The sequence below is a fragment of the Nonlabens sp. MB-3u-79 genome (assembly GCF_002831625.1).
Lineage (GTDB): Bacteria > Bacteroidota > Bacteroidia > Flavobacteriales > Flavobacteriaceae > Nonlabens.
Window position 1 is genome coordinate 2,571,448 of sequence record NZ_CP025116.1, and the last position, 24,724, is coordinate 2,596,171.

At 32.0% G+C, this 24,724-nt stretch carries 30 protein-coding genes; all 30 read left to right on the forward strand.

Going from position 1 to position 24,724, the window contains the following annotated elements; all coding sequences use genetic code 11:
* Window positions 1-386 precede the first annotated feature (386 nt).
* The 30 genes from CW736_RS11370 (at window position 387) to CW736_RS14220 (ending at window position 24,711) form a co-directional block, all read left to right on the forward strand.
* Window positions 387-1,541 (forward strand): tyrosine-type recombinase/integrase, encoded by a 1,155-nt coding sequence (locus tag CW736_RS11370; RefSeq protein ID WP_101014113.1) that lies wholly within the window; start codon window positions 387-389, stop codon window positions 1,539-1,541.
* A gap of 45 nt (window positions 1,542-1,586) precedes the next feature.
* Window positions 1,587-2,180, forward strand: coding sequence for a hypothetical protein (locus tag CW736_RS11375; protein WP_101014116.1), 594 nt, complete (start codon window positions 1,587-1,589; stop codon window positions 2,178-2,180).
* Between the two features lie 196 nt (window positions 2,181-2,376).
* Window positions 2,377-3,042, forward strand: coding sequence for a hypothetical protein (locus CW736_RS11380; protein WP_157810938.1), 666 nt, complete (start codon window positions 2,377-2,379; stop codon window positions 3,040-3,042).
* 212 nt (window positions 3,043-3,254) lie between these two features.
* Window positions 3,255-4,022 (forward strand): hypothetical protein, encoded by a 768-nt coding sequence (locus CW736_RS11385; RefSeq protein WP_101014121.1) that lies wholly within the window; start codon window positions 3,255-3,257, stop codon window positions 4,020-4,022.
* A 227-nt stretch (window positions 4,023-4,249) separates the two neighbouring features.
* Entirely contained in the window at window positions 4,250-4,873 is a 624-nt protein-coding gene (locus tag CW736_RS11390; RefSeq protein ID WP_101014123.1) for a hypothetical protein, read from the forward strand.
* A 225-nt stretch (window positions 4,874-5,098) separates the two neighbouring features.
* The gene (locus CW736_RS11395) at window positions 5,099-6,016 is read left to right on the forward strand and encodes an amidohydrolase family protein (protein WP_101014126.1); all 918 of its coding nucleotides are present in this window, start codon (window positions 5,099-5,101) and stop codon (window positions 6,014-6,016) included.
* Window positions 6,017-6,286: 270 nt separating this feature from the next.
* Entirely contained in the window at window positions 6,287-6,997 is a 711-nt protein-coding gene (locus CW736_RS11400) for an SIMPL domain-containing protein (RefSeq protein WP_232735353.1), read from the forward strand.
* Between the two features lie 220 nt (window positions 6,998-7,217).
* Window positions 7,218-8,135 carry an amidohydrolase family protein gene (locus CW736_RS11405; protein ID WP_101014126.1) on the forward strand — a complete coding sequence of 306 codons (918 nt, stop codon included), beginning with the start codon at window positions 7,218-7,220 and terminating at the stop codon, window positions 8,133-8,135.
* A 152-nt stretch (window positions 8,136-8,287) separates the two neighbouring features.
* Complete coding sequence (locus CW736_RS11410) at window positions 8,288-8,893, forward strand: hypothetical protein (RefSeq protein ID WP_157810939.1); 606 nt, start codon at window positions 8,288-8,290, stop codon at window positions 8,891-8,893.
* A 217-nt stretch (window positions 8,894-9,110) separates the two neighbouring features.
* A complete protein-coding gene (locus CW736_RS11415) occupies window positions 9,111-10,157 on the forward strand; it encodes a RelA/SpoT domain-containing protein (RefSeq protein WP_101014130.1) in 1,047 nt (348 codons plus the stop codon).
* 708 nt (window positions 10,158-10,865) lie between these two features.
* Window positions 10,866-11,750 carry a DUF5677 domain-containing protein gene (locus CW736_RS11420; RefSeq protein WP_101014132.1) on the forward strand — a complete coding sequence of 295 codons (885 nt, stop codon included), beginning with the start codon at window positions 10,866-10,868 and terminating at the stop codon, window positions 11,748-11,750.
* A 253-nt stretch (window positions 11,751-12,003) separates the two neighbouring features.
* Window positions 12,004-12,492: a hypothetical protein gene (locus CW736_RS11425; protein WP_157810940.1), complete on the forward strand. Its 489-nt coding sequence runs from the start codon at window positions 12,004-12,006 to the stop codon at window positions 12,490-12,492.
* Between the two features lie 238 nt (window positions 12,493-12,730).
* The gene (locus CW736_RS11430) at window positions 12,731-13,741 is read left to right on the forward strand and encodes a peptidyl-alpha-hydroxyglycine alpha-amidating lyase family protein (protein ID WP_101014137.1); all 1,011 of its coding nucleotides are present in this window, start codon (window positions 12,731-12,733) and stop codon (window positions 13,739-13,741) included.
* A gap of 143 nt (window positions 13,742-13,884) precedes the next feature.
* On the forward strand, window positions 13,885-14,478 hold the full coding sequence (locus CW736_RS11435; RefSeq protein WP_101014116.1) for a hypothetical protein: 594 nt from the start codon (window positions 13,885-13,887) through the stop codon (window positions 14,476-14,478).
* 200 nt (window positions 14,479-14,678) lie between these two features.
* Window positions 14,679-15,170: a hypothetical protein gene (locus CW736_RS11440; protein ID WP_101014139.1), complete on the forward strand. Its 492-nt coding sequence runs from the start codon at window positions 14,679-14,681 to the stop codon at window positions 15,168-15,170.
* Window positions 15,171-15,608: 438 nt separating this feature from the next.
* Entirely contained in the window at window positions 15,609-15,749 is a 141-nt protein-coding gene (locus CW736_RS14285) for a hypothetical protein (protein ID WP_232735354.1), read from the forward strand.
* Between the two features lie 190 nt (window positions 15,750-15,939).
* Entirely contained in the window at window positions 15,940-16,644 is a 705-nt protein-coding gene (locus CW736_RS11445) for a hypothetical protein (protein ID WP_101014141.1), read from the forward strand.
* A 236-nt stretch (window positions 16,645-16,880) separates the two neighbouring features.
* Window positions 16,881-17,870 carry a DUF2199 domain-containing protein gene (locus CW736_RS11450; RefSeq protein WP_101014143.1) on the forward strand — a complete coding sequence of 330 codons (990 nt, stop codon included), beginning with the start codon at window positions 16,881-16,883 and terminating at the stop codon, window positions 17,868-17,870.
* A 198-nt stretch (window positions 17,871-18,068) separates the two neighbouring features.
* Window positions 18,069-18,308 (forward strand): hypothetical protein, encoded by a 240-nt coding sequence (locus CW736_RS11455; protein WP_101014146.1) that lies wholly within the window; start codon window positions 18,069-18,071, stop codon window positions 18,306-18,308.
* Complete coding sequence (locus CW736_RS11460; protein ID WP_101014149.1) at window positions 18,308-18,844, forward strand: DUF2199 domain-containing protein; 537 nt, start codon at window positions 18,308-18,310, stop codon at window positions 18,842-18,844. Before CW736_RS11455 ends, CW736_RS11460 begins: the two co-directional genes overlap by 1 nt.
* Window positions 18,845-19,058: 214 nt before the next feature.
* Entirely contained in the window at window positions 19,059-19,409 is a 351-nt protein-coding gene (locus CW736_RS11465; protein WP_101014153.1) for a hypothetical protein, read from the forward strand.
* Complete coding sequence (locus tag CW736_RS11470; protein ID WP_101014155.1) at window positions 19,402-19,770, forward strand: hypothetical protein; 369 nt, start codon at window positions 19,402-19,404, stop codon at window positions 19,768-19,770. The genes CW736_RS11465 and CW736_RS11470 overlap by 8 nt, the downstream gene beginning before the upstream one ends.
* 224 nt (window positions 19,771-19,994) lie before the next feature.
* Window positions 19,995-20,441, forward strand: a complete 447-nt coding sequence (locus CW736_RS11475) for a hypothetical protein (RefSeq protein WP_157810942.1) — start codon at window positions 19,995-19,997, stop codon at window positions 20,439-20,441.
* A 220-nt stretch (window positions 20,442-20,661) separates the two neighbouring features.
* On the forward strand, window positions 20,662-21,093 hold the full coding sequence (locus CW736_RS11480; RefSeq protein WP_157810943.1) for a hypothetical protein: 432 nt from the start codon (window positions 20,662-20,664) through the stop codon (window positions 21,091-21,093).
* Window positions 21,094-21,296: 203 nt separating this feature from the next.
* On the forward strand, window positions 21,297-21,761 hold the full coding sequence (locus CW736_RS11485; protein ID WP_101014163.1) for a hypothetical protein: 465 nt from the start codon (window positions 21,297-21,299) through the stop codon (window positions 21,759-21,761).
* A gap of 158 nt (window positions 21,762-21,919) precedes the next feature.
* Window positions 21,920-22,396, forward strand: a complete 477-nt coding sequence (locus CW736_RS11490; RefSeq protein ID WP_101014165.1) for a hypothetical protein — start codon at window positions 21,920-21,922, stop codon at window positions 22,394-22,396.
* Window positions 22,397-22,624: 228 nt separating this feature from the next.
* The gene (locus CW736_RS11495; protein WP_101014167.1) at window positions 22,625-23,191 is read left to right on the forward strand and encodes a hypothetical protein; all 567 of its coding nucleotides are present in this window, start codon (window positions 22,625-22,627) and stop codon (window positions 23,189-23,191) included.
* 205 nt (window positions 23,192-23,396) lie between these two features.
* The gene (locus CW736_RS11500) at window positions 23,397-23,696 is read left to right on the forward strand and encodes a hypothetical protein (protein WP_157810944.1); all 300 of its coding nucleotides are present in this window, start codon (window positions 23,397-23,399) and stop codon (window positions 23,694-23,696) included.
* A complete protein-coding gene (locus CW736_RS11505) occupies window positions 23,697-24,107 on the forward strand; it encodes a hypothetical protein (RefSeq protein ID WP_101014172.1) in 411 nt (136 codons plus the stop codon).
* A 244-nt stretch (window positions 24,108-24,351) separates the two neighbouring features.
* Entirely contained in the window at window positions 24,352-24,711 is a 360-nt protein-coding gene (locus tag CW736_RS14220) for a hypothetical protein (RefSeq protein WP_198519319.1), read from the forward strand.
* The last annotated feature ends 13 nt before the right edge of the window (window positions 24,712-24,724 follow it).

Sequence of the window (24,724 nt, forward strand, 5' to 3'; positions counted from 1 at the left end):
CAAGTCAGGGTATACTGCCATAGCTTTTACGCCAGGTACCAACAGGTACCAAGCTGCAGTACCCCGCTACAAGAGCTTTATTTCCTTTTTTAGAGGGGCTTTCAACAGACCTACAAGCTGAAGCGGTTGCTGTTATGGTGGTAGTGTCGTTTGGTATGTTTCTTTACAAGCTGCACGTACTATTAAAATACTCCGTAAAACTAGGGTGTTGAAGTACCTCTATCTATTCATAAGTTAGAGAACTCAAATCAAGTGATTTTTGCAATGCCCACCTTAGCTTGTTGCGTATTATTTTTTAGGCCTTTGTTTTTTACATAACAATTTGAAAATCATATGGTTAAAATTTAGTAACTTCATCGGTTCGTTTACTCACAAATTTATACGCCATGCAAGAACCTACTATTTACTTTAAAAAAAGCCGCCTTCAACGACAGGACATTGTTGTCTTAGAGTTTCAATACAGTGCCCCCATTTATACTTTTTTAAAATCCAGCGGATTGGTGTTGTGGAGTGATCAATTGCATAAATGGTATCTTGTTTATGATCGGGATCAGCTCAACACTCTTTATACACAATTGAAACAACAGCATTTCTTAGTCAATATCAAAGCTGCCCTTCCTCCTATGGAGACCAACAAAGGTTTTAACTTTCACAACCTTACTATGTACAAGGACTACCGTTCTTACTTAATAGGCTTGCGTATGAGTGTGAGCACGGTAGACACCTACAGCAACTTTATAATGGCCTATGTACGTTATTTAGGATATAAGGACCTGTTAGAAAGCGACGCAGAATGCATTAGAGATTTTATACTTCACAGTGTCCAGCGTTTGAATTACAGCGTGAGTACCCACCGACAGATGGTAAGTGCCTTTAAACATTTGGGATTGCTGTATCCTGAATTAGAGACCCTATTGGAAGTAATGAAACGTCCTACAAGAGATAAGTTCCAGCCACAGGTGTTGAGTACACAAGAAGTTATACTGTTGTTACAAGTGACCGAAAACCTAAAGCATAGATTTGCTTTAGGGATGCTTTACAGTTGTGGTTTACGTATAGGCGAACTCTTAAACATGCGTTTATTTCACATTGATCTGGATCGACAACAGGTATTTGTCAAACACGGAAAAGGTCGTAAAGACCGTCATGTAAGTATTGCGGTGAGCATGTTCCCACTGATTAAAAATTATTTGGCCACTTATAGACCAGAGACCTATGTTTTAGAAAGCCTCTCAGGTGGTCCTTATAGCAGCAGTAGTATCCGTTCTTTTTTAAGACGTTCTTGTAAGAAAGCAGGTATCACTAAAAAAATAACGCCTCATAGTTTGCGCCACAGCTATGCCACCCATATGATAGAGAATGGTGTGGGTTTGCGTCATGTTCAAGAGTTATTGGGTCATAGCAAGCCAGAAACCACGATGTTGTACACCCATATCGCAAGAAAAGATTTACTACAAATTGTGAATCCGCTAGATGCTGCTGTCAAAACTTTTAAATCTGCTAAAGAACCACCAAACATCCGTTTATCCGGAGATTTTTAATGGATAAGGAGTATATTTGAGTCGATATAACCAGTTGCCCACAATATGAAAAAACTGCTATCAATAATAATTATACTTCTGATTTGCTCTTGCGCAAGTCCGAAATATAAGGTTATTGACTTTGGACAATTTGAGATTACTGTTCCTGAAAAATGGAATAAATACGCAAGAAAAGGAATTGATAGTTATGTTGGCGGAATTATTACGGATAAAAACGATTCGCTAAATTTTGATTTTGGAAGATATTCTGCCGATTTAAGTAAAAGTGATTATCCAATGGTTTATGATTCTATCGGATTAGCAGAACTCACAAAAAAAGAACGAGAATTATTACCGAAAACTAAACATCTAATTGTCGAAGATTTATTTAAAACAGATGTTGATTTTAAAGAATATTTGCAATACCAAACTGAATTAGATTCTATTGATTGTTTCAAAGCGAAAATAATTACGCCGAGAAACAAAGGTTACGGAGGAACTGGAATTTACATTGATAGTTTAACTGGTAGCAAAGAAAAATATAATAAAATCGGAATTGGATTTTATGGATGGTATTTAAACGAAAAAACTCAAACGGAATTTATCAAAGCATTGAAAACATTGCGCTTCGAAAAATACTGTGGGCAACAACGTATATAAAAAATAGCGCGAGTCGTTGCTAACACAAAGGTTCGGGCATTTTTGGAAAGTCGCCAAATTTTTAAATTTGACAAATTCCCAAAAACAAAATAATTAATAAAATTTAAAAATTCGGCTTGTGTTTTATCCGAAAATTATCGCTTTTTTCAGCGCTACTTTTCATATACAAGACCGTTAGGCACAATTAAAACAAACTGTGGAAAAAGAACCGACATTTACAGAATTCATTGAGCATATATGCAAAAGACCTTTGATGTATTGTTTGGAAAGCACTTTTAATGAAATCTCTGCTTTTATAAATGGATATTCTTTTGTTAAAAAAACACCAATAAGCGGAACTGATTTTCATCGATTTGTATGTTTAAAAAATTCATTTCCGACAAATTATATTTGGTCTTATGTGATTAAGACTTGTGCTAAAAATGATGAAGAAGCCGTATCGCTTATGAAAAATACAATTCTCGAATTTTGTGAATTGAAAAATAGAATGAACGAAGATGAAATAATGCAATTTGCTATTGATAATGCTAAAACGAAAGAAGGAGAACCTGAAAAAGTATTTCGGAAATTTGACAATGCATTATTAAAAGGAGATAAGAAAGTCATCCAATCTCTAATTGTCGATAATGAAAAAGCGGATTTATTATGGATTGGAAATTATCCCAAATGTGTAGCTGAGCAATTAAGCGATTTATCAGACGGACAATCGATAAAGAGAATTTACGAATCTGAAAACGGACAGAACATAAAGATATTGACTTCAGGTTGGCCATTTCCGATTGAGATGATATTGGAAAATGGCGAATGGAAAGTAAATGCGGATAAAATAATTGAATTAAGAACTGAAAATAACTGTGCCTAACACCGTATATAACTCATAGCTAATTAGTTGATTAATTCAAAGTTTTAAGCATATTTGCAAGTCCGCCAAATTTTTTAATTTGGCTTATTGAGAAAAAAAGATAATAATAAAATTAAAAAATCGGCTCGTGCTTAACCGAATAGTAATCGCTATTTTTAACGCTACGAGCCATATACACAACCGTTGTACACAATTTAGGAACTCAATCATAAATGAATAAAAATCAAGGAAATAGAATTTTAGGAGCAATATTAATTCCTGAAAAAGAAATTGAACGTTATCATAACGAACTTGGTTTTTTCAAAATAAAATTCTCAAAAGAAACTATAAAAGAATACAAAGATACTTTTGATAAGAAACTGAATATTCCATTAACAAAAAGTCATAGTGAGGAATCATTTAAAAGTTTTGAATTATCTAATTCTTTTCTAATTTCTGAAAACAATAAGAGTTCAATCACTGAACATTATAAAAATTATCCAATTGGAACTTGGTTGGTTGAATACACATTCAATGACGAAGAAGAATTTCTGAATTTGCTTTCTTCTGACCTAATTGGGTTTAGCATCGAATTAGAATATTCTATTACAGATGAAAATGGAAAAACTTTTCATCTGAAAGATAATTTTGAACGGATGAATAAATTATCTGAATTACTTTCAATCAATATCTTCATTCGTGGAGGAAGTACTGGTGGGGCTGGAAGAAATGAACACGGAGAAGCGCATTTTGAAATTCATAAAAAAAATAGTCTTAAGAATATTGGTAAAATATTTATGCCGAAATTAAGCCATTGGAACGAACTAAATTTTAAAGAAAAATTATCTCTTTTAACAATTGAAAATGGTGAAGATTTACCTAAAAGAGAAAAAAAAGCATTTGTAAAATGGTTGGAAAAAAATGAAAATGAAAACCTCAAACGTTGCCACAATGAATGGAACAGAATAAATAAGGACAATAATCAAGCAGTATTAATATAAAAAAACTGTGTACAACACCGTATATAGCTCATAGCTAAATAGTTGTTTAATCGAAGTTTTAGCATATTTGCAAGTCCGCCAAATTTTTTAATTTGGCTTATTGAGAAAAAAGATAATACGAAAATTAAAAAATTGGCTCGTGCTCAACCGAAAAGTAACTGCTATTTTGCACGCTACGAGCCATATACACAACCGTTGTACCCAATTAAAACCGAACTCAAAACTGAATGCATAGTGTTGACGAAATAAGAGAAAATTATAAAGACTTTTCCGATTCAAAAATCGAGAATATTGCCAAGAATGAATCGAAAGGTTTAAGAAAAGATGTACTCGGAATTTTAAAAGACGAAATTGAAAAGCGGAATCTTGACAAAAATTTGATTAGTTGGGTTGAAACAGAAACCAAAAGTTTTGACGGAATTGAACGCGATTCTCTGAAAACTAAAATTCAAAATCTGAACTGCCCAAAATGCTCTGAAAAGAAAGATAGACTTTACGGATTTGAAATTAACCAAATCGTATCGGTTTTACTTTTTGCGAATGACACGCGGAATGAAAAAATATTGTGTTTGAGTTGTGGTAAAAAAGCAAAGTTTAAGGCGATTTTAATTACTTTTTTTGCAGGTTGGTGGTCAAGACGTGGAATTTTTCTAACGCCTTTTACTGTTTTAAAAGATTCATTCAACTATCTCTTTATCGAGAAAATTAGTGATAGAATAATTAACCGACTGATTGATGAAAACACAGGGCATTTTCGAAGAAAAGGAATTGAAAACGGAACTTTAAACCGATTGATAAAACGAAGGAATGAAAAGGAAATTTTAGAAGACGAAGGATACGATTTCACCTGATAAAATAACTGGGTACAACAATGGCTATAATTAATACGGGTTTTGGTACTTAACCATTAGTTTAGGTGCATTTACTAAGTCCGCCAAATCTTTTGATTTGGCTTTAAAAATGAAAAAGATAAAACAAAATAAAAAGATTTGGCTAAGTGCTTATTCGGAAATTAATTACTTTTAATTCCCGTACTAACCATAGCCGAGACGTTAGGCACAATTAAAAAAAATACCATGAAAAAGTTCAATATTATATTACTGACTTCTACTTTAGTTCATTTATCCTTGTTTGCACAAACCCATACAAAGATTATTGACATGCATATTCACTCCTACACTGAAAGTGAATTTGAAGGAAAAGAACCAGACCAAGATTATTACGGTAATAAAGGTTCAAAAGATGCAGAATCACACCGTTTAGAAACATTTGCTGCATTTGAAAAATTTAATATCGTTAAGGCAATGGTAAGTGGTAATCCTGAAAGTGTTGAGAATTGGGTAACAAAAGATAGTAATCAACGTATCATAAGAGGTATTTTAATGTATACACCAGATGATTATGACATGGATTCTGTAAAATTTGAACAAATGGTGAAAGATAATAAAATTGAAGTTTTCGGAGAAACCGCGCCTTATTACGGTGGGACAACGTTAAGTGATTCTATTTGGCAGCCTTACTTACAAATTTGTGAAAAATATGATATTCCTGTGGCTGTACACATGGGGGGAGGAGATCCTGGTGGAACATATTCTTGGTCACCAAAAGCAAGATTAAAATTAGGTGATCCATATACAATTGAAGATGTTTTGGTGAAATATCCTAAACTTCGAATTTATATGATGCATGCTGGTGGAGAAGATTGGCCAGAGCATGCTCTTAGGCTCATGGCCTATTATCCACAACTCTATACAGATCTTGCAGTAATGTTATGGGTAGAACCTAATACACAACGCTATATTAAAGAATTTATCAAAAACGCAAAAGAAGCTGGTTATCTAAATCGAGTAATGTTTGGCTCTGATCAAATGAAATTTCCATATGCTATTGAAAAATCAATTAATTTCCTAAAAAGTCTTGATTTCTTGACAGATAAAGAGAAAGAAGATATTTTTTATAATAATGCAGCAATATTTTTAAAATTGAAAGAATAACTGTGCCTAACACCGTATAAAAATAATTGCGGTTTAGTGCTATAAAAAAGGTAGTTGCGTGTTTGCTACATCTGATTTTCCTGCGGAAAATCCTCGCACGCAAACCCGCAACTATTCTTATACATAAACGTTAGGCAACATTTGAAAAAAATCGTCCTAAATAACAAACTAAATGAAAAGGGTAATTCACTCATTCTGACTTTCAAGAAACTTAATCAAATCATAGTTTCGAACAAGAAAAATAAAATTGAATTAACCAAAATCAAACAAATGAAAAAATTAGGACTTTTACTTATCATTGGCTTTTTGACTTTACAAGGTCATTCACAAACTAAAAATTTTATCGACCAGCCTTTTTTGGAGACAATTGCGGAAGTTGACACGTTAGTCACACCAGATAAAATTCATTTGATGATTATATTAAACGAGGAAGATAATCGTAATCGGAAATCAACAGAAGAATTAGAGGCATCTATGTTTAAGGTTTTAAAATCTTTGAGTATTGATTTAGAAAAATCTTTGTCCGTAGTAGATTATAGTAGTGACTTCAAAAAATATTTTCTTGCTGGACAAAAAGTACTGAAAACAAAAATGTTCTCTTTGATTTTAAAAGACGCTCAAACTGTTGGAAAAGTTATGGCAGGTTTAGAGCGTGAAGAGATTTCTAATGTATCTATTTCTAAAACAGAATACTCAAAATCTGAACAATTATTGCTTGAGTTAAGAGCAAAAGCTATTTTGAAAGCAAAACGAAATGCGGAAAATATGGTTGCGCCTTTAAATCAAAAAATCGGAAAAGCTATTTATGTTTCTGATTTAGAAACTGCATTTATTACAAGCCAATTACAAGGCAAAGTAGCTGGAGTTCAAATAAGAGGAGCTTCAAGTATTTATGGAAGTCGCGCGAAAGAAGATATTATGATTGATTTTGAAAAAATGGCGTTCTCGGCTAAAGTCAACGTGAAATTCATAATCGAATGAAAAACGTTGCCTAACACCGTATATAGCTCATAGCTAATTAGTTGATTAGTCAAAAGTTATGGCATATTTGCAAGTCCGCCAAATTTTTTAATTTGGCTTATTGAGAAAAAAAAGTAATAATAAAATTAAAAAATTGGCTCGTGCTTAACCGAAAAGTAATCGCTATTTTGACCGCTACGAGCCATATACACAACCGTTAGGCACAATTAAAAAAAATACCATGAAAAAGTTCAATATTATATTACTGACTTCTACTTTAGTTCATTTATCCTTGTTTGCACAAACCCATACAAAGATTATTGACATGCATATTCACTCCTACACTGAAAGTGAATTTGAAGGAAAAGAACCAGACCAAGATTATTACGGTAATAAAGGTTCAAAAGATGCAGAATCACACCGTTTAGAAACATTTGCTGCATTTGAAAAATTTAATATCGTTAAGGCAATGGTAAGTGGTAATCCTGAAAGTGTTGAGAATTGGGTAACAAAAGATAGTAATCAACGTATCATAAGAGGTATTTTAATGTATACACCAGATGATTATGACATGGATTCTGTAAAATTTGAACAAATGGTGAAAGATAATAAAATTGAAGTTTTCGGAGAAACCGCGCCTTATTACGGTGGGACAACGTTAAGTGATTCTATTTGGCAGCCTTACTTACAAATTTGTGAAAAATATGATATTCCTGTGGCTGTACACATGGGGGGAGGAGATCCTGGTGGAACATATTCTTGGTCACCAAAAGCAAGATTAAAATTAGGTGATCCATATACAATTGAAGATGTTTTGGTGAAATATCCTAAACTTCGAATTTATATGATGCATGCTGGTGGAGAAGATTGGCCAGAGCATGCTCTTAGGCTCATGGCCTATTATCCACAACTCTATACAGATCTTGCAGTAATGTTATGGGTAGAACCTAATACACAACGCTATATTAAAGAATTTATCAAAAACGCAAAAGAAGCTGGTTATCTAAATCGAGTAATGTTTGGCTCTGATCAAATGAAATTTCCATATGCTATTGAAAAATCAATTAATTTCCTAAAAAGTCTTGATTTCTTGACAGATAAAGAGAAAGAAGATATTTTTTATAATAATGCAGCAATATTTTTAAAATTGAAAGAATAACTGTGCCTAACACCGTATAAAAATAATTGCGGTTTAGTGCTAAAAAAAAGGTAGTTGCGTGTTTGCTACATCTGATTTTCCTGCGGAAAATCCTCGCACGCAAACCCGCAACTATTCTTATACATAAACGTTGTGCAACATTAAAGAAAACTGTGAAAATCGAATTAGTCCCATTAATTGAACTACCAACTTTTAAGTTTCCTGACTTAAACGATATAACAGATATTGATGAGAAAAATCGACTTCTAATTGAGCGGAATTATTCGGGTGTAAAAAATCTCAAACCATTTAATGAGCATCAATACAAATTATCTGATATTAGTGATTCTGATTTGAAGAAAGCAATCGAATTACACGTTTCAGATATACCAATTGCCGAATCCTGTGCATTTTTTGGTGGATATGGATTGAAAGTAAATAACGAATTTGTACTCTTTCCTCAATGTTGTGGATTGTTAAGCGAAATAAATGATTGGAAAAAAATACTACATGAAAATTTTGAGCCATTCTATTTACCAGAATGTCATCCATCACCAAAATTTAAAAAAATTGGCAATGAAATAATTATTGAATGTGACTCAACTGATGAAGAGTTCTATCCAAAAACGAAAGAAATAATAAAAGTAGATTACGAATCTTTGGTTTCTGCTATAAAAAGTGTCTCAATCGAACTAATAGAAATATCGAAGAAACTTGATACATTTAATGCGGAATATGAAACTGAAAGTGTAGCGAAAAACTTAATATGGGAAGAATAACGTTGCACAACAATGTATATAAAAAATAGCGCAAGTCGTTGCTAACACTTTGGCTTAGGCATTTTTGGAAAGTCGCCAAATTTTTAAATTTGACAAATTCCCAAAAATAAAATAATTAGTAAATTTAAAAATTCGGCTTGTGTATCATCAGAAAAGGTAATGCTTACTTTCAGCGCTACTTTTCATATACGGAACCGTTGGGCACAATTCCAAGAAAATGAAAAGAAAGTACTCTAATAACGAAATAAAAGTTGCTGGAAAAATATTGACTAAACCTTTTGAATTTACTGAGCTTGAATTAGAAAATGCTCAAAATATTTTAACTTATTGGAGAACTATACATGCTTATCCTATAAATACTTTTCAAGCAACTTTAAGAGATAAAATAAAGCGTTTAGGATTTCAAGATATTCTTGTTGCTCAACGATTAAAAAGAAGTGTTTCCATAGTTTCTAAACTTGAAAGGTTCTCGAATATGAAACTTTCAACAATGCAAGATATTTCAGGATTAAGGGCAATTCTTAACGATATCTCTGAGGTAAGGAAAATGGAAGAGAGTTATCGTAAAAGTAAATTTAAACATATATTAAAAGACTATAAAGATTATATTAATGAACCAGCTCGAACTGGTTATAGGGGAATTCACTTAATCTATCAATATGTAAATGAACAAGCTCTTGAAGCAAATGGATTACGAGTTGAAATTCAAATTCGAACAAAACTGCAGCATGCATGGGCAACAGCTGTTGAAACAATGGGGACTTTTTTAAATCAATCCTTGAAATCTAGTCAAGGTTCTGATAGTTGGTTAGAATACTTCTCACTTGTTAGTAGCGGTTTTTCTTTTTTAGAAGATTCTCCCGTTCATGAAAAACATCAACATTTAAGTAAAAAAGAAATTTTTGAAAAAATAATAGCCGAATCTGACAGACTTAATGTTTCTGAAAGGTTAAGTGCTTTTACAGTTGCAGCAAATCATATAATTCAAAAAGATTCAAATAGCAAGTACAATTTAATAACTCTGAATTTGGAGAAAAAAATGGTTAATGTTAAAAGCTACCCTGCTAGAAAATTAGAACAAGCGAATATAGATTATACGAACATTGAAAAGGAAATAAATAAAGGAGCTCCTCTTCAAGCTGTACTAGTTTCAACAGGATCTATAGATTCTCTAAAAAAAGCTTATCCTAGTTATTTTTTAGATTCGCAAGAATTCTTAAATAAGTTGACCTTAATTTTTGCAAAATTACAAGACCTGAAATAACTGTGCCCAACACCGTATAAAATTAATTGCTAAAGCCGCGTTTCCATGTCGAAAAAAGTAGGAGTGTTTAAATTTATATAATTTCATTAATTTTATCGCTAAGAAACCGCAACTAATCTTATACAAACACGTTACCTACAATAGCACAAAAACCCCAAGCTACGGCCAACGCTACCATAATGCTCGGTATATAATTTTGTAGTGAATAGTAAAGCCTCCCTCCGATCCATTACTGAGATGTTACAAACAATGCACTCCGTGTTGCGGTAAAATCGCGTGAACGGCTCTTAGAGATCAAAATAAACCTGGATCATACAAACACATAGATCGTTAAAATACATTCACCAAGGCGCTCCATTAGAACCCACAAGATGAAAAGTAGTACTCACAGGATAAAAATAAATGAGAACCTTAGAACCGCAACACTCCAAAAATGAATTGGCTATGGAATATGCGTATGTGGTGCTACAGTAGGTAACAACGGTTATAATTCATTGCAAGTTAAGAGCTAACCAATGGCTGTTAGTAATTGGATCTACAGCCGCAGCCCTTTTGATTGTTTACTAAAAACTGTCGTCTGTAAAAAAAACAGACCACAAATAAAGAAAAAGAGCTGGGCTGCTTTGTGCGACATCAAATTTTTGGCTTACTTTCATGCAACGAAATCATAACCGACACCGTTAGCACCAATTTGGACAAAATGAGAATATGAATAATGAAGAGAAAATAAAAACTCTTATAAACGAAGCCAGTAGTTTAAACCTTTCTTCTTTAATTCCGAGTCTCGAAAAAGTTTTACAGGAAAATGCTTTTGTAGTGCAGTCTTTTTATGACGCTAAACCAAAATTAGGCATTGGCGAATTATATCAGGAAACTCTTTTAATCAAAATAATTTTTACTTCTCGAAGCATATTAGAATTATCTAAAGGCATTGAATTTGGAATATTAAATAGAAAAGAAAGACCCTTAATTATTGACAGGACATCACTTTACATATTGACAAGGTCAGTAATTGAATCCTTTTTGACTTTAGAGTATTTATACTTCAATAATTTATCTAGAGAGGAACAAATATTCAGATATAATCTTTGGAGAATTTCAGGCTTTATGGCAAGACAAGATTTTGTAAAAACAAAAAACGAAGAGTTTTTGTCCAAAATAGAAAGAGAAAAAGTAGAAATACAAGAACTAAAAAAGACTATCAAAACAAGTCCGTATTATTCGAAATTAAAAAAACAGCAATTGTGGAAATTAGACAATTATGGTTTACCAAGAATTATGAGCTGGTCTGCACTTTTAAACCAGAGTATATTAAAAACAGATATATTTGAAAAAGTTTATAAACTGTATTCAAATTATGCTCACTCTGAATTTATTGCGATGATTCAACTAAACGAAGGCAAAATGAGCAAATCAGATTCATTTAATACTGAAACTACTGTTACGACTTTAAATAATATACGTGTTATAAATTGTGTTTCTATAATTTCCTTCATAAACAAATATAAATTCTCAAAAGATAAATATATGGAGATTGATGAATCATCAAGATACGTAATTGAATTTTGGAATAAATTTGGAATTGAGGAATGAAAAAACTGGTGCTAACACCGTATATAGCTCATAGCTACGTAGTTGTTTAATTCAAAGTCCTGGTATAATTGCAAGTCCGCCAAATTTTTTAATTTGGCTTATTGAGAAAAAAGATAATAATAAAATTAAAAAATTGGCTCGTGCTTAACTGAAAAGTAATCACTATTTTTCACGCTACGAGCCATATACACAACCGTTGTGCAAAATATTAAGCAAATCTAGAGACATAAGTAATAAAACCAAAAAAAAGGATATGCTTGCGAAATTAGAAAAAGACATTATTAACGTTTACAATGAAAAAGATATTTTGATAGGTGGAATTAAAACTCAATCAAATTATAAGAATGCGGATATTATAATTGGAGAAAGTAAATACCAATTGACACGTGACAAATGGAACACCAAAATATTAGAGAATGGTGATGTTAAATACAATCTGAAAAGCAATTCGTTTTCTGGAAATACAGAAGTTTTAGAAACTGGACGAAAAATCACAGGAGTGTTCGGACTAAAATGGGGAACAAAAATGATTGATAATCAAAAGAATATTCTCATTAAAATTAGAAACGAAAGTCAGTTCATCGACAAGAAGAAATACGAGATTGAAATATCAGATAATAATGTAACTGATTTAGAAATCCTTATGACTCTATATGGACATTTATATGGCTCAAATATGAAAGTACAAGCAGTTGTAATTTGTGCTATCGCAGGCACTGGAGCTATGATTTGGTTGACATAGTCACGCGAAAAATACTTTGCACAACACCGTATATAGCTCATAGCTAATTAGTTGTTTAATCGAAGTTATGGCATATTTGGAAGTCCGCCAAATTTTTTAATTTGGCTTATTGAGAAAAAAAGATAATAATAAAATTAAAAAATTGGCTCCTGCTTAAACGAACAGTAATCGCTATTTTTCACGCTACGAGCCATATACATCACAGTTGTACGTCATTTAAACCAAGCAAAACCAATAAATGAAATTTAAACAAAATACTATTCTTTTTTTTCTTCTATCAATTCTAATTTTAGGATGCAAGGACTCTGAAAAAAACAAACCAGAACAAAAAACTAAAAATTCTGATTCTTATGTTTTAGTTAGCGATTGGCCAAATTTACCTAGTGATTTCATTTTAGGAAATCCAACTGGACTCGGAATCAACTCTGAAAACAATATTGTGGTTTTTCATAGAGCGAGTAGGGTTTGGCAAGAACCATTGCCAGAAGATAAAATTCAAGAAAACACTATTACGGTTATTGATAAACAAACAGGTAAAGTCTTAAATAGTTGGGGAGCGAATTTATTCATAATGCCACACGGATTAGAAATTGATAAAGAAAATAATATCTGGGTAACAGATGTTGCCCTTCATCAAATTTTTAAATTCAGTTCGGATGGAGCTCTACTTTTGACTTTAGGCGAAGCTCAAGTAGCTGGAAATGACAAAGAACATTTCAATCTTCCGACAGATGTAGCCGTGTCTGCTGATGGCTCTTTTTATGTAAGCGATGGATATGGCAACAGTAGAGTTATTAAATTTTCAACAGACGGAAAATACTTATTTGAATGGGGCAAATTCGGAAATAAACAAGGGGAATTCAATATTCCGCACGGAATTGATTTAGATAAAAATGGATTTGTTTATGTTGCTGACCGAGAAAATAATCGAATTCAAAAGTTTGATAGTAAGGGAAATTTTATCACGCTCTGGCAAAACCAGTCAACTGACCAATTATATTCCGTAACCATTGATAATAAGAAAAACCACTTGTTTGGAATAGATTACTGGATTGATAATGATACTATTGTTAAAGGCTCTGATATTTTTCGCTTTGATTTAGATGTAAACCTTCAAAAGCAGTTTGGTAGAACTGGATTTTATGAAGGTCCAATTTCGAGATATCACGATATTCAAATTGATGATAAAGGAAGTATTTATGTTGGAGATATTTTGGGAAATAGAGTTCAGAAATTTAAATTAAAATAAAAACGCCGTACAACAATGGCTATAAGTAATTGCTTGTTCTCGCCTACTTCTGAAAATCCTCGCGGATTTTCAGTTTGGTGTGTACTTGCAAAGCTTAATACTAAACCACGCAACTACTCATAGCCGAGACCGTTGCCCACAATATGAAAAAACTGCTATCAATAATAATTATACTTCTGATTTGCTCTTGCGCAAGTCCGAAATATAAGGTTATTGACTTTGGACAATTTGAGATTACTGTTCCTGAAAAATGGAATAAATACGCAAGAAAAGGAATTGATAGTTATGTTGGCGGAATTATTACGGATAAAAACGATTCGCTAAATTTTGATTTTGGAAGATATTCTGCCGATTTAAGTAAAAGTGATTATCCAATGGTTTATGATTCTATCGGATTAGCAGAACTCACAAAAAAAGAACGAGAATTATTACCGAAAACTAAACATCTAATTGTCGAAGATTTATTTAAAACAGATGTTGATTTTAAAGAATATTTGCAATACCAAACTGAATTAGATTCTATTGATTGTTTCAAAGCGAAAATAATTACGCCGAGAAACAAAGGTTACGGAGGAACTGGAATTTACATTGATAGTTTAACTGGTAGCAAAGAAAAATATAATAAAATCGGAATTGGATTTTATGGATGGTATTTAAACGAAAAAACTCAAACGGAATTTATCAAAGCATTGAAAACATTGCGCTTCGAAAAATACTGTGGGCAACAACGTATATAAAAAATAGCGCGAGTCGTTGCTAACACAAAGGTTCGGGCATTTTTGGAAAGTCGCCAAATTTTTAAATTTGACAAATTCCCAAAAACAAAATAATTAATAAAATTTAAAAATTCGGCTTGTGTTTTATCCGAAAATTATCGCTTTTTTCAGCGCTACTTTTCATATACAAGACCGTTGTGTGTAATGTTAAAAAAAAGTGAATGAGTAAAAAATACAATCGAATTAAATATTTAGGATACTATCAAATTATAGGAGGAATAATAGGTGTTCTTATGATTCTATTTAGTGTTTACGGAAAATTTAATTCAAACGGATTTTTTTTATTCTCTCTCATTGTTTTTAATCTATTATGTGGATTATCCATCTATAGCGGGATTTTACTTATCCAGAAAAAATATTTAAAGGGGTTAAAATTTTCAGTTTTTACTCAAGGATTTCAAGTACTAAGTTTTGTTTTGTTTGGATATATTTTTGATTTTGCTCTTGGTGTTTATCTTAGACTAACAATAAAACTGACAAATGATAGTCTTCTCGGACTTGATTTCGGATTTGCGAGCTGGAATTTATCACGAAATGCTAATCCTGATTTAACCGAACTGAACATTAACTTTGTAGCATTAGTATTATTATTTTTTATAGCAAATAATTTTGATCGAATGAAAACAGAGATAAGTTTAAAAAATATTGAATGAATTAAACACTACACACAACACCGTATATAGCTCATAGCTAATTGATTGCTTAATCGAAGTTACAGCCTATTTGCTAGACCGCCAAATTTTTTAATTTGGCTTATTGAAAAAAAAAGTAATAATAAAATTAAAAAATTGGCTTGTGCTCAACCGAAAAGTAACTGCTATTTTGCACGCTACGAGCCATATACACAACCGTTACCTACAATAGCACAAAAACCCCAAGCTACGGCCAACGCTACCATAATACTCGGTATATAATTCTGAAGTGAATAGTAAAGCCTCCCTCCGATCCATTACTGAGATAATATATACAATGCACTCCGTGTTGCGGTAAAATCCCGTGAACGGCTCTTAGAGATCAAAATAAACCCGGATCATACAAACACCTAGATCGTTAAAATACATTCCCCAGGGCGCTCTATTAGAACTCACAAGATGAAAAGTAGAACTCACAGGATAAAAATAAATGAGAACCTTAGAACCGCAACACTCCAAATATTTACTAGCTATGGAATATGCGTATGTGGTGCTACAGTAGGTAACAACGGTTATAATTCATTGCAAGTTAAGAGCTAGCCAATGTTTGCTAGTAATTGGATCTACAGCCGCAGCCCTTTTGAACGTTTACTAAAAACTGTCGTGTGTAAAAAAACAGACCACAAATAAAGTAAAAGAGCTGGGCTGCTTTTTGTGGCATCAAGATTTTGGCTTACTTTCATGCAACGAAATCATAACCGAGACCGTTGTGCGCAAGCTAAAAAAACCGATGAACGAAATAAAAACCGACATAAAAATTGGACAACGGATTTTTGAAAATGTTCCCAAAATTGTGCGTCCGAACTGGGCAGGATTGGTTTTATCTCGATTTGATAGATATTTAGAAAAAATGCCTGTCGAGATTTCAGAACTTTATGGAATTATTGACGTGAAAGAAAAATGGAAACTTGCTCACGACCAATTTACCAAAATAAGAATGCTGAATTTATCGAATACGGACAAAGATTTTGAATTGTATTTGAGATTGGCTGAAAGAGTTGCGAAAGTAACTTATAATTCATCGGAACAATCAGCACCGTTTGATGCAAATAGCGGATTTGCTATTCCAATGTTTGCTTTACAATATTGTGATTTAATTGATGACGAAAATTTACATCAAGAAGTGAAATCCACAATTCTAATTTTTCAAAGAAACAAAGGTTTTGAAAATAGCATAACCGCAACGACCGATTTAATAGTTTACAAGAAAATTGATGATATTCTTTGGATTGATTGGGACCCAATTGGAGTTAATGACTTTGCGCCAAGAGACGAATATCAAGGTTACGTTCCAGAAATATTCCGACTGAAAAAAAACGGAGCTGACAGAATTGAAATCGCAAAAAAATTATTAGATATTGAAAGAAACCAAATAGGAATGTTAGGAACTTTAGAAGAGTGTTTAATAATAGCTGACAAAATAATAGAAGCGTAGAAAGCCAGCGCACAACACCGTATATAGCTCATAGCTAATTAATTGTTTAATCGAAGTTAAAGCCTGTTTGCTAGTCCGCCAAATTTTTTAATTTGGCTCATTGAGAAAAAAAAGTAATAATAAAATTAAAAAATTGGCTTTAGCTCAACCGAATAGTAATCGCTATTTTGAGCGCTACGAGCCATATACACAACCGTTGTGCAACATTTGAAAAACCAATCGTTCTAAATTAAAATATGGGGATTTTTGACATTTTTAAGAGAAAAGAGAAATCTACAAGATTTGAATGTTCGACTTGTGGTCAAGTTCACGATGAACTACCAGCTCTTGGGTTTCTGTCACCATTGTATTACGATACTTTAAATGAAAAAGACAAGAAAGAAATAGCCGAATTATCATCTGATTTTTGTGAAATTAAAAACGAAGACCAAACTGACAGATTTATACGAACAACTTTGACAATCAAAATCAATGATGCGTGCGAAGATTTGGATTACGGAATTTGGGTTTCTTTGAGCGAAAAGAGTTTTAATGAATATCAATCTGAATTTAAAAACAACGTTGAAGGAAAAACCTATTTCGGAATGATTAGTAACGAAATTCCTGATTACGAAGAAAGTACTTTAGGTATTCACGTAAATGTGAATACTCGAAGTGGCGGAGTAAGACCTGAAATAATTCCTCACCAAAACGAACATAAACTCATTTCCGACTGGGAAAATGGAATTACAATTAAGGAAGCTGAAAAACGAATAGAACGAATGACAAATTCGTTAACCGAAATTAAACCTGAAAAATTAAATAAAGACCAAACTAGAATAGAATTTAAAAAATTTGTCGGAGATGAAAAATATAATCATTTCATTTTGACACTTTATGAAGCGTTTCCATTAAGAGAGAAATTATTCTTTTGGCAAGAAGAATTGCTTCAGAATTTTTCGAATGAATTTGATATTGAACCAATTCTATTTGAAAATGTCCACGAGATATTTAACTATTGTCCAATCCACGACTTTGAGTTGAAAAAGGATAACGTGAAAATCGCAGATGGAAATGACATAATTCCAAAAATTTCATACGAAAGAGAAAAAGAGCTTTTTCCAATGGCAAATATTAATGCACCTAGAGACTTGGAAAGATTTAATTATCCGAAAGATGTTGACGTTGTTTATTGCGAAAAATGTAGGGAATTGAAGAATAAAAACGTTGCACAACACCGTATATAACTCATAGCTAATTAGTTGATGAATCGAAGTTTAAGCATATTTGCAAGTCTGCCAAATTTTTTAATTTGGCTTATTGATTAAAAAAGTAATAATAAAATTAAAAAATTGGCTCGTGCTCAACCGAAACGTAATCGCTATTTTGCACGCTACGAGCCATATACATCACCGTTACCCAACATTTACCAAAAACCGTAGAAATTGAAATTTAAAATTGGACTTTCATTATTTTTTATTTTCGGATTTTTCTTCTTTAGAGTAATCGGACCAATAATTACTAGAAAATTAAAAGATTTTCATATCAGAAATAATACAGGAATAGTTGAGAAAGCACCAGGTATTTTTAAATTTTTTAGTCTTTTTTTCAAGGCTTTTGCAATATTCTGTTTGATTTATGTAGTAATGATTTGGACTGGGTTTGTAACTATACCAAGCGAATAATGTTCTGGAAAAGAAGGAAAAATAAAACAACGGAATTTAAATGCTCTGAATGTAGAAAAGTGCATTCGGAATGGCCTGCTTTAGCTTTTAAATCACCAGCGAATTACGATTATCTTTCTGACAATGAAAAAACGGAACTTGGAAAATTGGATACAGACTTTTGCGAGATTCATAATGAAGACCAAATTGACCGATTCATAAGAGTGACGCTTACTCAAAAAATAAATAATGCTTGCGAAGCTCTGGAATATGGACTTTGGGTTTCCTTAAGCGAAAAAAGCTATTCTGATTATAAAGAAAATTTCAATAATCCGAAATACGAAACTGGCTTTTTTGGTTGGTTATGCAGCAATATAAGTGAATATGGAGATACCTCTTCAATTCCTTGTGATGTAACGACAAAAAGCGGAAATGACAGACCTGAAATTTTTCCACACGAAGATTTTGACCACCCATTTGTTAGTGATTATTATAACGGAATTTCAAAAGCAGAAGCGGAAAATCGAATAAACGAAATGATAAAAAACGTTGGGTAACACCGTATATAGTTCATAGCTTATCAGTTGGTTAATTCAAAGTTTAAGCATATTTGCAAGTCCGCCAAATTTTTTAATTTGGCTTATTGAGAAAAAAAGATAATAATAAAATTAAAAAATTGGCTCGTGCTTAACTGAAAAGTAATCGCTGTTTTGAACGCTACGAGCCATATACAAGACCGTTGGCAAACAATGCAAAAAAATCCGTAATGAAATGAACATTGATGAATTAACAAACAGAATCAGAAAAGTATCATCTGAAAAAAATGTTCAAAATTTGGCGGAATTAATTCAGCAATGGAAAACCAATGATAAAAATGCGATTGAACTAAAAAAAAATATCGAACGGTATTTTGAAAATGAATTGATTGACAAAAAATCGGATTTTGAAAAAGTTTACGGAATGTGGACGGATTTTAGAGATTCTGCAATTCACGGTATTGGCGGAATGACAATGAACGAAAGACTCTATTTATTTGGGCTTGTTAATTTGTTTGACAATTCAAAAAATATATTAGAGCGAGAAAAATTTTATAAAAAATTATTAGCTAAAAATAATGTCTAAACGAAAAAAAATCAATTTTATTAAACTAATATTCGTGTCCTTAATTCTTTCAGGTTGCGAAGGGTTTGTTGGCGAAAATGGTGTTGTTTTAGATATAGAAACTGGCGAAAGGATTTCAAATGTAAAGGTAAAATTAGAAACTTCTAATGTAAATGGAATTACCGATTCGACTAACAAGAATGGATATTTTGAAACTTCAACTCTTGTTGGTTGTGTATTTGGAGGTTGCGATGAATATCAATTAGTATTTGAAAAAGACGGATATTCAACTAAAAAAATTGATGAAAATTATCGTAGAAACTCAAGTACCAAATTTATTGAGGAATCTGACACATTAATAATTGAACTAAAAAGAAACTGAAGAAAGCACTGTTTACAACACCGTATATAGCTCATAGCTAATTAGTTGCTTAAACTAAGTTTGGGCATATTTGCAAGTCCGCCAAATTTTTTAATTTGGCTTATTGAGAAAAAAGATAATAATAAAATTAAAAAATTGGCTCGTGCCTAACCGAAAAGTAATTGCTATTTTGCACGCTACGAGCCATATACACAACCGTTGTGCTCAAGCTTAAAAAAACCGTGATGGAATTAAAACCACGTATTGGAATTGATAATATTAAGTTTGGAATGACAAAATCCGAAGTTATCGAAATATTGGGTTCGCCTGATAAAATCTCAAACGAGAATTACGGATTAGAAAACGAAACGGAAGAGATAATTGAGTGGAATAAACCAAAACTGCGTTTGACATTTGAAAAAAGCGAAAACTATCGATTGACTTATATTCGAGTTCAAAATCAGTCGCTGACGTATAATGGAAAAAAAATAATGAACCAAACCGCTGAATTTTTAAAATCTGATATTTTCGCTGATATTTCAAACAAATGGGAAGTGGAAAATTATGATTTTTGTGATGTTCACTTTGATGAAGAAAATTGGTTATCTATTAATATCGAATTTGGAGTTGCAAATGAATTTGAGTTCGGAACAACTTTTAAAAATGATAATGAATACGATTGGCCAAACTGACAAGTATTGTGAAGAAAGCCAGAGCACAACACCGTATATAGCTCATAGCTAATTAGTTGTTTAATCAAAGTTCAGGCATACTTGCGAGTCCGCCAAATTTTTTAATTTGGCTTATTGATAAAAAAGATAATAATAAAATTAAAAAATTGGCTTGTGCTTAACCGAAAAGTAATCGCTATTTTGCACGCTACGAGCCATATACACAACCGTTGTGCAACATATGAAAAAAATCGTTTCCATAATCATACTATTAGTTTTCGGAATGTCTTTTGGACAAAATAAAAATGAAAATGATGTTGAGGAGTTGGACGTGAAAACATTTCGCTGGATAACGGAAAATTGTTCCGATTTGAACAATCCATATGAAAATGATTTGTGCATTAAAAATGAAATAAACAAATTTATAAACAAGAATTTGAAATGGTCTATTACTGAAAATTTACCAAATGGGAATTATGAAGTTAGAATATATTTAACGATAGAAAAGGATGGCAAAATTTTTAAAATAATTGCTAAAAGTGATTATGAAGAACTGAACAACGAATTGAAGAATACTCTTATGTTATTTCAAAATCGAATTAAATTTGTTGATGAAAACAAAAACGCTTATAAGAATACATTAAGTTTTCCAATAACAATTAATGTGGGATAATACGTTGCACAACAACGTATATAGCTCATAGCTTTTCAGTTGCTTAATCGAAGTTAAGGCGTGTTTGCAAGTCCGTCAAATTTTTTAATTTGGCTTATTGAGAAAAAAGATAATAATAAAATTAAAAAATTGGCTTGTGCTTAACTGAAAAGTAATCACTATTTTTCACGCTACGAGCCATATACACAACCGTTACCTGCAAGTTGAAAAAAATCGAAACTAACATAACAGACAGAACAATAAAATTTGTGGAATTTGATACCGCAAAAAACTGGATTTCGGATTTTCCGACTGACAATTGGTGTCTGATTTTAATTGCGGACGAAAAAAAAACGAATTATTTTGACGAAATAATCCGAAAATCAATTGACAGAAATGTTGGTTATATCTGTGGAGTTGGAAAACAAGCTGATTTGATTCACGATATGGCGGACGAAGAAATTGGATTTCGAGATGTTGACATTGACGACCATTATTTACCTGAACACGTAATAATGACTGTTGCCGATGAAGATTTTGAAAATGGAATTTGGTTCGGTCTAAATCTGACCTTTAATTCCGAAACCGATATTAATGAAATTGTAATAGTTGATGTGACTAAAAAAGCGTTTGAGAAAACAACTGAATTAATAAAGAAATTAGAAAGCGGATATTTGCCAGCGGATTAAAAAAACCTGCAGGTAACACCGTGTATAATTAATGGCTAGCCCTCGCCTACTCACAAAAATCCTAGCGGATTTTCTATTCGGTTTGTATTTACTAAATTAGGTGCTTCAACACGCCACTAATCATACACAAGACCGTTGCCACACATTTGAAAAACACAATGCGAACGATATTAAAATATTTAGGATTAGTTATTATTATGACGATGATTGGATTTGTAATTCGAAACTATTTCTTTGAACTGTCATTATCGCAAATAGCAAATAATAACGTGGAAGTTGTTTCCAGAAATATGAGCGGACAATTTCAATCTCATATTATTTTCGCTCTGACAATTGGAATTTTACCACTACTCTATCTAATTATTGAAAAGATCACCAAATTAGAATTTATTAAGAAAGGTTTAATTGCCTGCGGAATATTAATTACGAGCGGAGTTGTATTGTGGCAATTCAGAATCTATCAACTGAATACTGAAGTTCAAAAATTATCTGAATACAACATTACTAATGACTTTAAAATGTCTTTAGATTATGAAATTCTAAATTTTGATAGGTTTTTATTTTTTGGTTTTTTGATAGGAACGATTATAAGTATTTTGATTTTTCGAAATAGAAAAAAAAACCACGCTGAATAAAAAACGTGTGGCAACAATGTATATAAAAAATAGCGCAAGTCGTTGCTCAATAAATGGTTTGGGCGTTTTTGGAAAGTCGCCAAATTTTTAAATTTGACAAATTCCCAAAAATAAAATAATTAGTAAATTTAAAAATTCGGCTTGCGTATCATCCGAAAAGTTATCGCCTACTTTCAGCGCTACTTTTCATATACGGAACAGTTGTGAGCAATTTTAGATCAAATACATATGAAGATAAAACCAAACGCTACTTCTGATGAAAAGTCTTCACCATTTTATAAAATAAATGAAGATTTTAGCGCTGATTTTGAAAAATACATCGCAGCAAAAAACGGGAAAGTAAAAGGTAATTACAGCGCTTGGTCTTATTTGATTTTTGGAAAAATATATTCACCAAAAAAGTGGAATTTGATGTATAAGAAAGCAACATATACGACTAGCGGTAATTTATTTCTCTCTTCCAAATCTCAAAGCCTGTTGGTATTAGCTGAATGGGAAACTGAAAGAAAAGGAACTCATAATTCTGAATTTACCATAAGAAAAAAAACAAATATTGACTTTTTGAGAAAAATCATAAACAAGTCTTTATTCGAGTTGGATTTGACCGATAAGTATATCTTAGAAACTAAAAACAACCAACCACAACTAATTTCCAAACTAACCAGAATACTGAAAAGTCTTTTCTTATCTGGGGAGATATATAAGATTGATCATCGTGATGACAAATTAAAAATTGAAATGAGAACTGAAAAGCATCATTTCGAAATACTGGATAAATTAATAACTGAGATATAAAAACTGCTCACAACAACGTATATAGCTCATAGCTAATTAGTTGTTTAATCGAAGTTATGGCATATTTGGAAGTCCGCCAAATTTTTTAATTTGGCTTATTGAGTAAAAAAAGTAATAATAAAATTAAAAAATTGGCTTTAGCTTAACCGAAAAGTTATCGCTATTTTGCACGCTACGAGCCATATACACAACCGTTCTACACCATTTGAAAAAAATATTCGCCATATCATTAATAACCTTTTTTATCTTAGCATTCGTGGCGCTTTCTATGGGTGGCGGTCATGGATTTTTTTGGCCAGCTAAAGTGGTTTATCCATATTCAATGATAATAGCAATAACAAATAACCAGATCGGAATTTTAGCAATTATAGTGGCTGTTCTACAAGTTCCGATTTATGGATTTATAGCACATAAAAAAACTAAATGGACTTATCTAATTTTCGGAATTCATTTGATTTCAGCAGTTATTTGCCTGAATTTACCAACAGAAACCTTTAGCGGATAGATGAAAATAGGAATTGTAAGAGCACTGATATTTTACGGAATTGGTTTCGGCATTGCGGGAATAGTTTATTTGATTATTGGTCATCCGTATATTCACGCACCAGGAATTCATCATTTTATTTTATTACTTACAGTATTAATTGGATTAATTTGGACGATTATAAGTTTAGCTATCTATTTTTTTAAAGAAAAGACAAAAACACTTAGTGGATTTATTTTAACAAATTTGATTATAATAATTGGATGTGCTTTATACATAGAAGCTCCTTTATATCTTGATTCTAAGAAAAAAAATAACGTCCCAACAGAATTCATAAAGACGGAAGTAACTGGAGATACAACTAAAATATATCACAATGAAAATCTGATTTTTATTAAAGTTAAAGATTCTGTACTTTTAGATTTGAGATAAAACAAACCAAAGAAAAACGGTGTAGAACAATGTATAAAAAACATAGGGCGTTTGTGGTTTAACCGAAAGGTCTGTGTCTATTTACAAAGTCCGCTAAATATAAAATTTAGCGTTTACAGAAGAAAAGATAAAAGCAAAATATTTATATTTAGCTAAGTAATAAACCGAAACAATAGTGCTTATCACCTGCCCTACGTTTCTTATACGTAACGTTGTGTGTAAGTTAAAAAAACAGAACGCAAAAATGACAGAAACTGTTGAATTGAGGAATAAGCCCGAATTGAAAATAATTCTGAACGAAAACGAATTCGAAATCGTTGATGCTTCTGAACCGAAAAACAGCGGAATCTACTCATTTGGAAAACTTAAAAATGCGAAATTGAATGTGGAAAGAACGAATTGGTTGATAACTACTTTAAGTATAATTGTGGATTTATTTACTGGAGGTGCTGTAGGTGGAAAATTTAAGGATAAAGCAAACTTAAATCTTGATATGGAAAATCTGAATTTTAAAGTTTGGCTGATCAATGCAGATATTGAAAAAGCAAAACGAGTAACGGAATTAATAAACAGTAAAAAAACCTACACACAACACCGTATATAGCTCATAGCTAATT

Bases quoted from the DNA above. Each gene is read 5' to 3' on its own strand.
- CW736_RS11375 (WP_101014116.1), top strand. From the start codon at position 1,587: ATGAAAAAACTGCTATCAATAATAATTATACTTCTGATTTGCTCTTGC.
- CW736_RS11395 (WP_101014126.1), top strand. From the start codon at position 5,099: ATGAAAAAGTTCAATATTATATTACTGACTTCTACTTTAGTTCATTTA.
- CW736_RS11405 (WP_101014126.1), top strand. From the start codon at position 7,218: ATGAAAAAGTTCAATATTATATTACTGACTTCTACTTTAGTTCATTTA.
- CW736_RS11490 (WP_101014165.1), top strand. From the start codon at position 21,920: ATGCGAACGATATTAAAATATTTAGGATTAGTTATTATTATGACGATG.
- CW736_RS11450 (WP_101014143.1), top strand. From the start codon at position 16,881: ATGGGGATTTTTGACATTTTTAAGAGAAAAGAGAAATCTACAAGATTT.
- CW736_RS11475 (WP_157810942.1), top strand. From the start codon at position 19,995: ATGGAATTAAAACCACGTATTGGAATTGATAATATTAAGTTTGGAATG.
- CW736_RS11495 (WP_101014167.1), top strand. From the start codon at position 22,625: ATGAAGATAAAACCAAACGCTACTTCTGATGAAAAGTCTTCACCATTT.
- CW736_RS14220 (WP_198519319.1), top strand. From the start codon at position 24,352: ATGACAGAAACTGTTGAATTGAGGAATAAGCCCGAATTGAAAATAATT.
- CW736_RS11460 (WP_101014149.1), top strand. From the start codon at position 18,308: ATGTTCTGGAAAAGAAGGAAAAATAAAACAACGGAATTTAAATGCTCT.
- CW736_RS11440 (WP_101014139.1), top strand. From the start codon at position 14,679: ATGAGTAAAAAATACAATCGAATTAAATATTTAGGATACTATCAAATT.
- CW736_RS11385 (WP_101014121.1), top strand. From the start codon at position 3,255: ATGAATAAAAATCAAGGAAATAGAATTTTAGGAGCAATATTAATTCCT.
- CW736_RS11430 (WP_101014137.1), top strand. From the start codon at position 12,731: ATGAAATTTAAACAAAATACTATTCTTTTTTTTCTTCTATCAATTCTA.
- CW736_RS11435 (WP_101014116.1), top strand. From the start codon at position 13,885: ATGAAAAAACTGCTATCAATAATAATTATACTTCTGATTTGCTCTTGC.
- CW736_RS11400 (WP_232735353.1), top strand. From the start codon at position 6,287: ATGAAAAAATTAGGACTTTTACTTATCATTGGCTTTTTGACTTTACAA.
- CW736_RS11370 (WP_101014113.1), top strand. From the start codon at position 387: ATGCAAGAACCTACTATTTACTTTAAAAAAAGCCGCCTTCAACGACAG.
- CW736_RS11425 (WP_157810940.1), top strand. From the start codon at position 12,004: ATGCTTGCGAAATTAGAAAAAGACATTATTAACGTTTACAATGAAAAA.
- CW736_RS11445 (WP_101014141.1), top strand. From the start codon at position 15,940: ATGAACGAAATAAAAACCGACATAAAAATTGGACAACGGATTTTTGAA.
- CW736_RS11465 (WP_101014153.1), top strand. From the start codon at position 19,059: ATGAACATTGATGAATTAACAAACAGAATCAGAAAAGTATCATCTGAA.
- CW736_RS11480 (WP_157810943.1), top strand. From the start codon at position 20,662: ATGAAAAAAATCGTTTCCATAATCATACTATTAGTTTTCGGAATGTCT.
- CW736_RS11470 (WP_101014155.1), top strand. From the start codon at position 19,402: ATGTCTAAACGAAAAAAAATCAATTTTATTAAACTAATATTCGTGTCC.
- CW736_RS11415 (WP_101014130.1), top strand. From the start codon at position 9,111: ATGAAAAGAAAGTACTCTAATAACGAAATAAAAGTTGCTGGAAAAATA.
- CW736_RS11420 (WP_101014132.1), top strand. From the start codon at position 10,866: ATGAATAATGAAGAGAAAATAAAAACTCTTATAAACGAAGCCAGTAGT.
- CW736_RS14285 (WP_232735354.1), top strand. From the start codon at position 15,609: ATGAAAAGTAGAACTCACAGGATAAAAATAAATGAGAACCTTAGAACC.
- CW736_RS11505 (WP_101014172.1), top strand. From the start codon at position 23,697: ATGAAAATAGGAATTGTAAGAGCACTGATATTTTACGGAATTGGTTTC.
- CW736_RS11390 (WP_101014123.1), top strand. From the start codon at position 4,250: ATGCATAGTGTTGACGAAATAAGAGAAAATTATAAAGACTTTTCCGAT.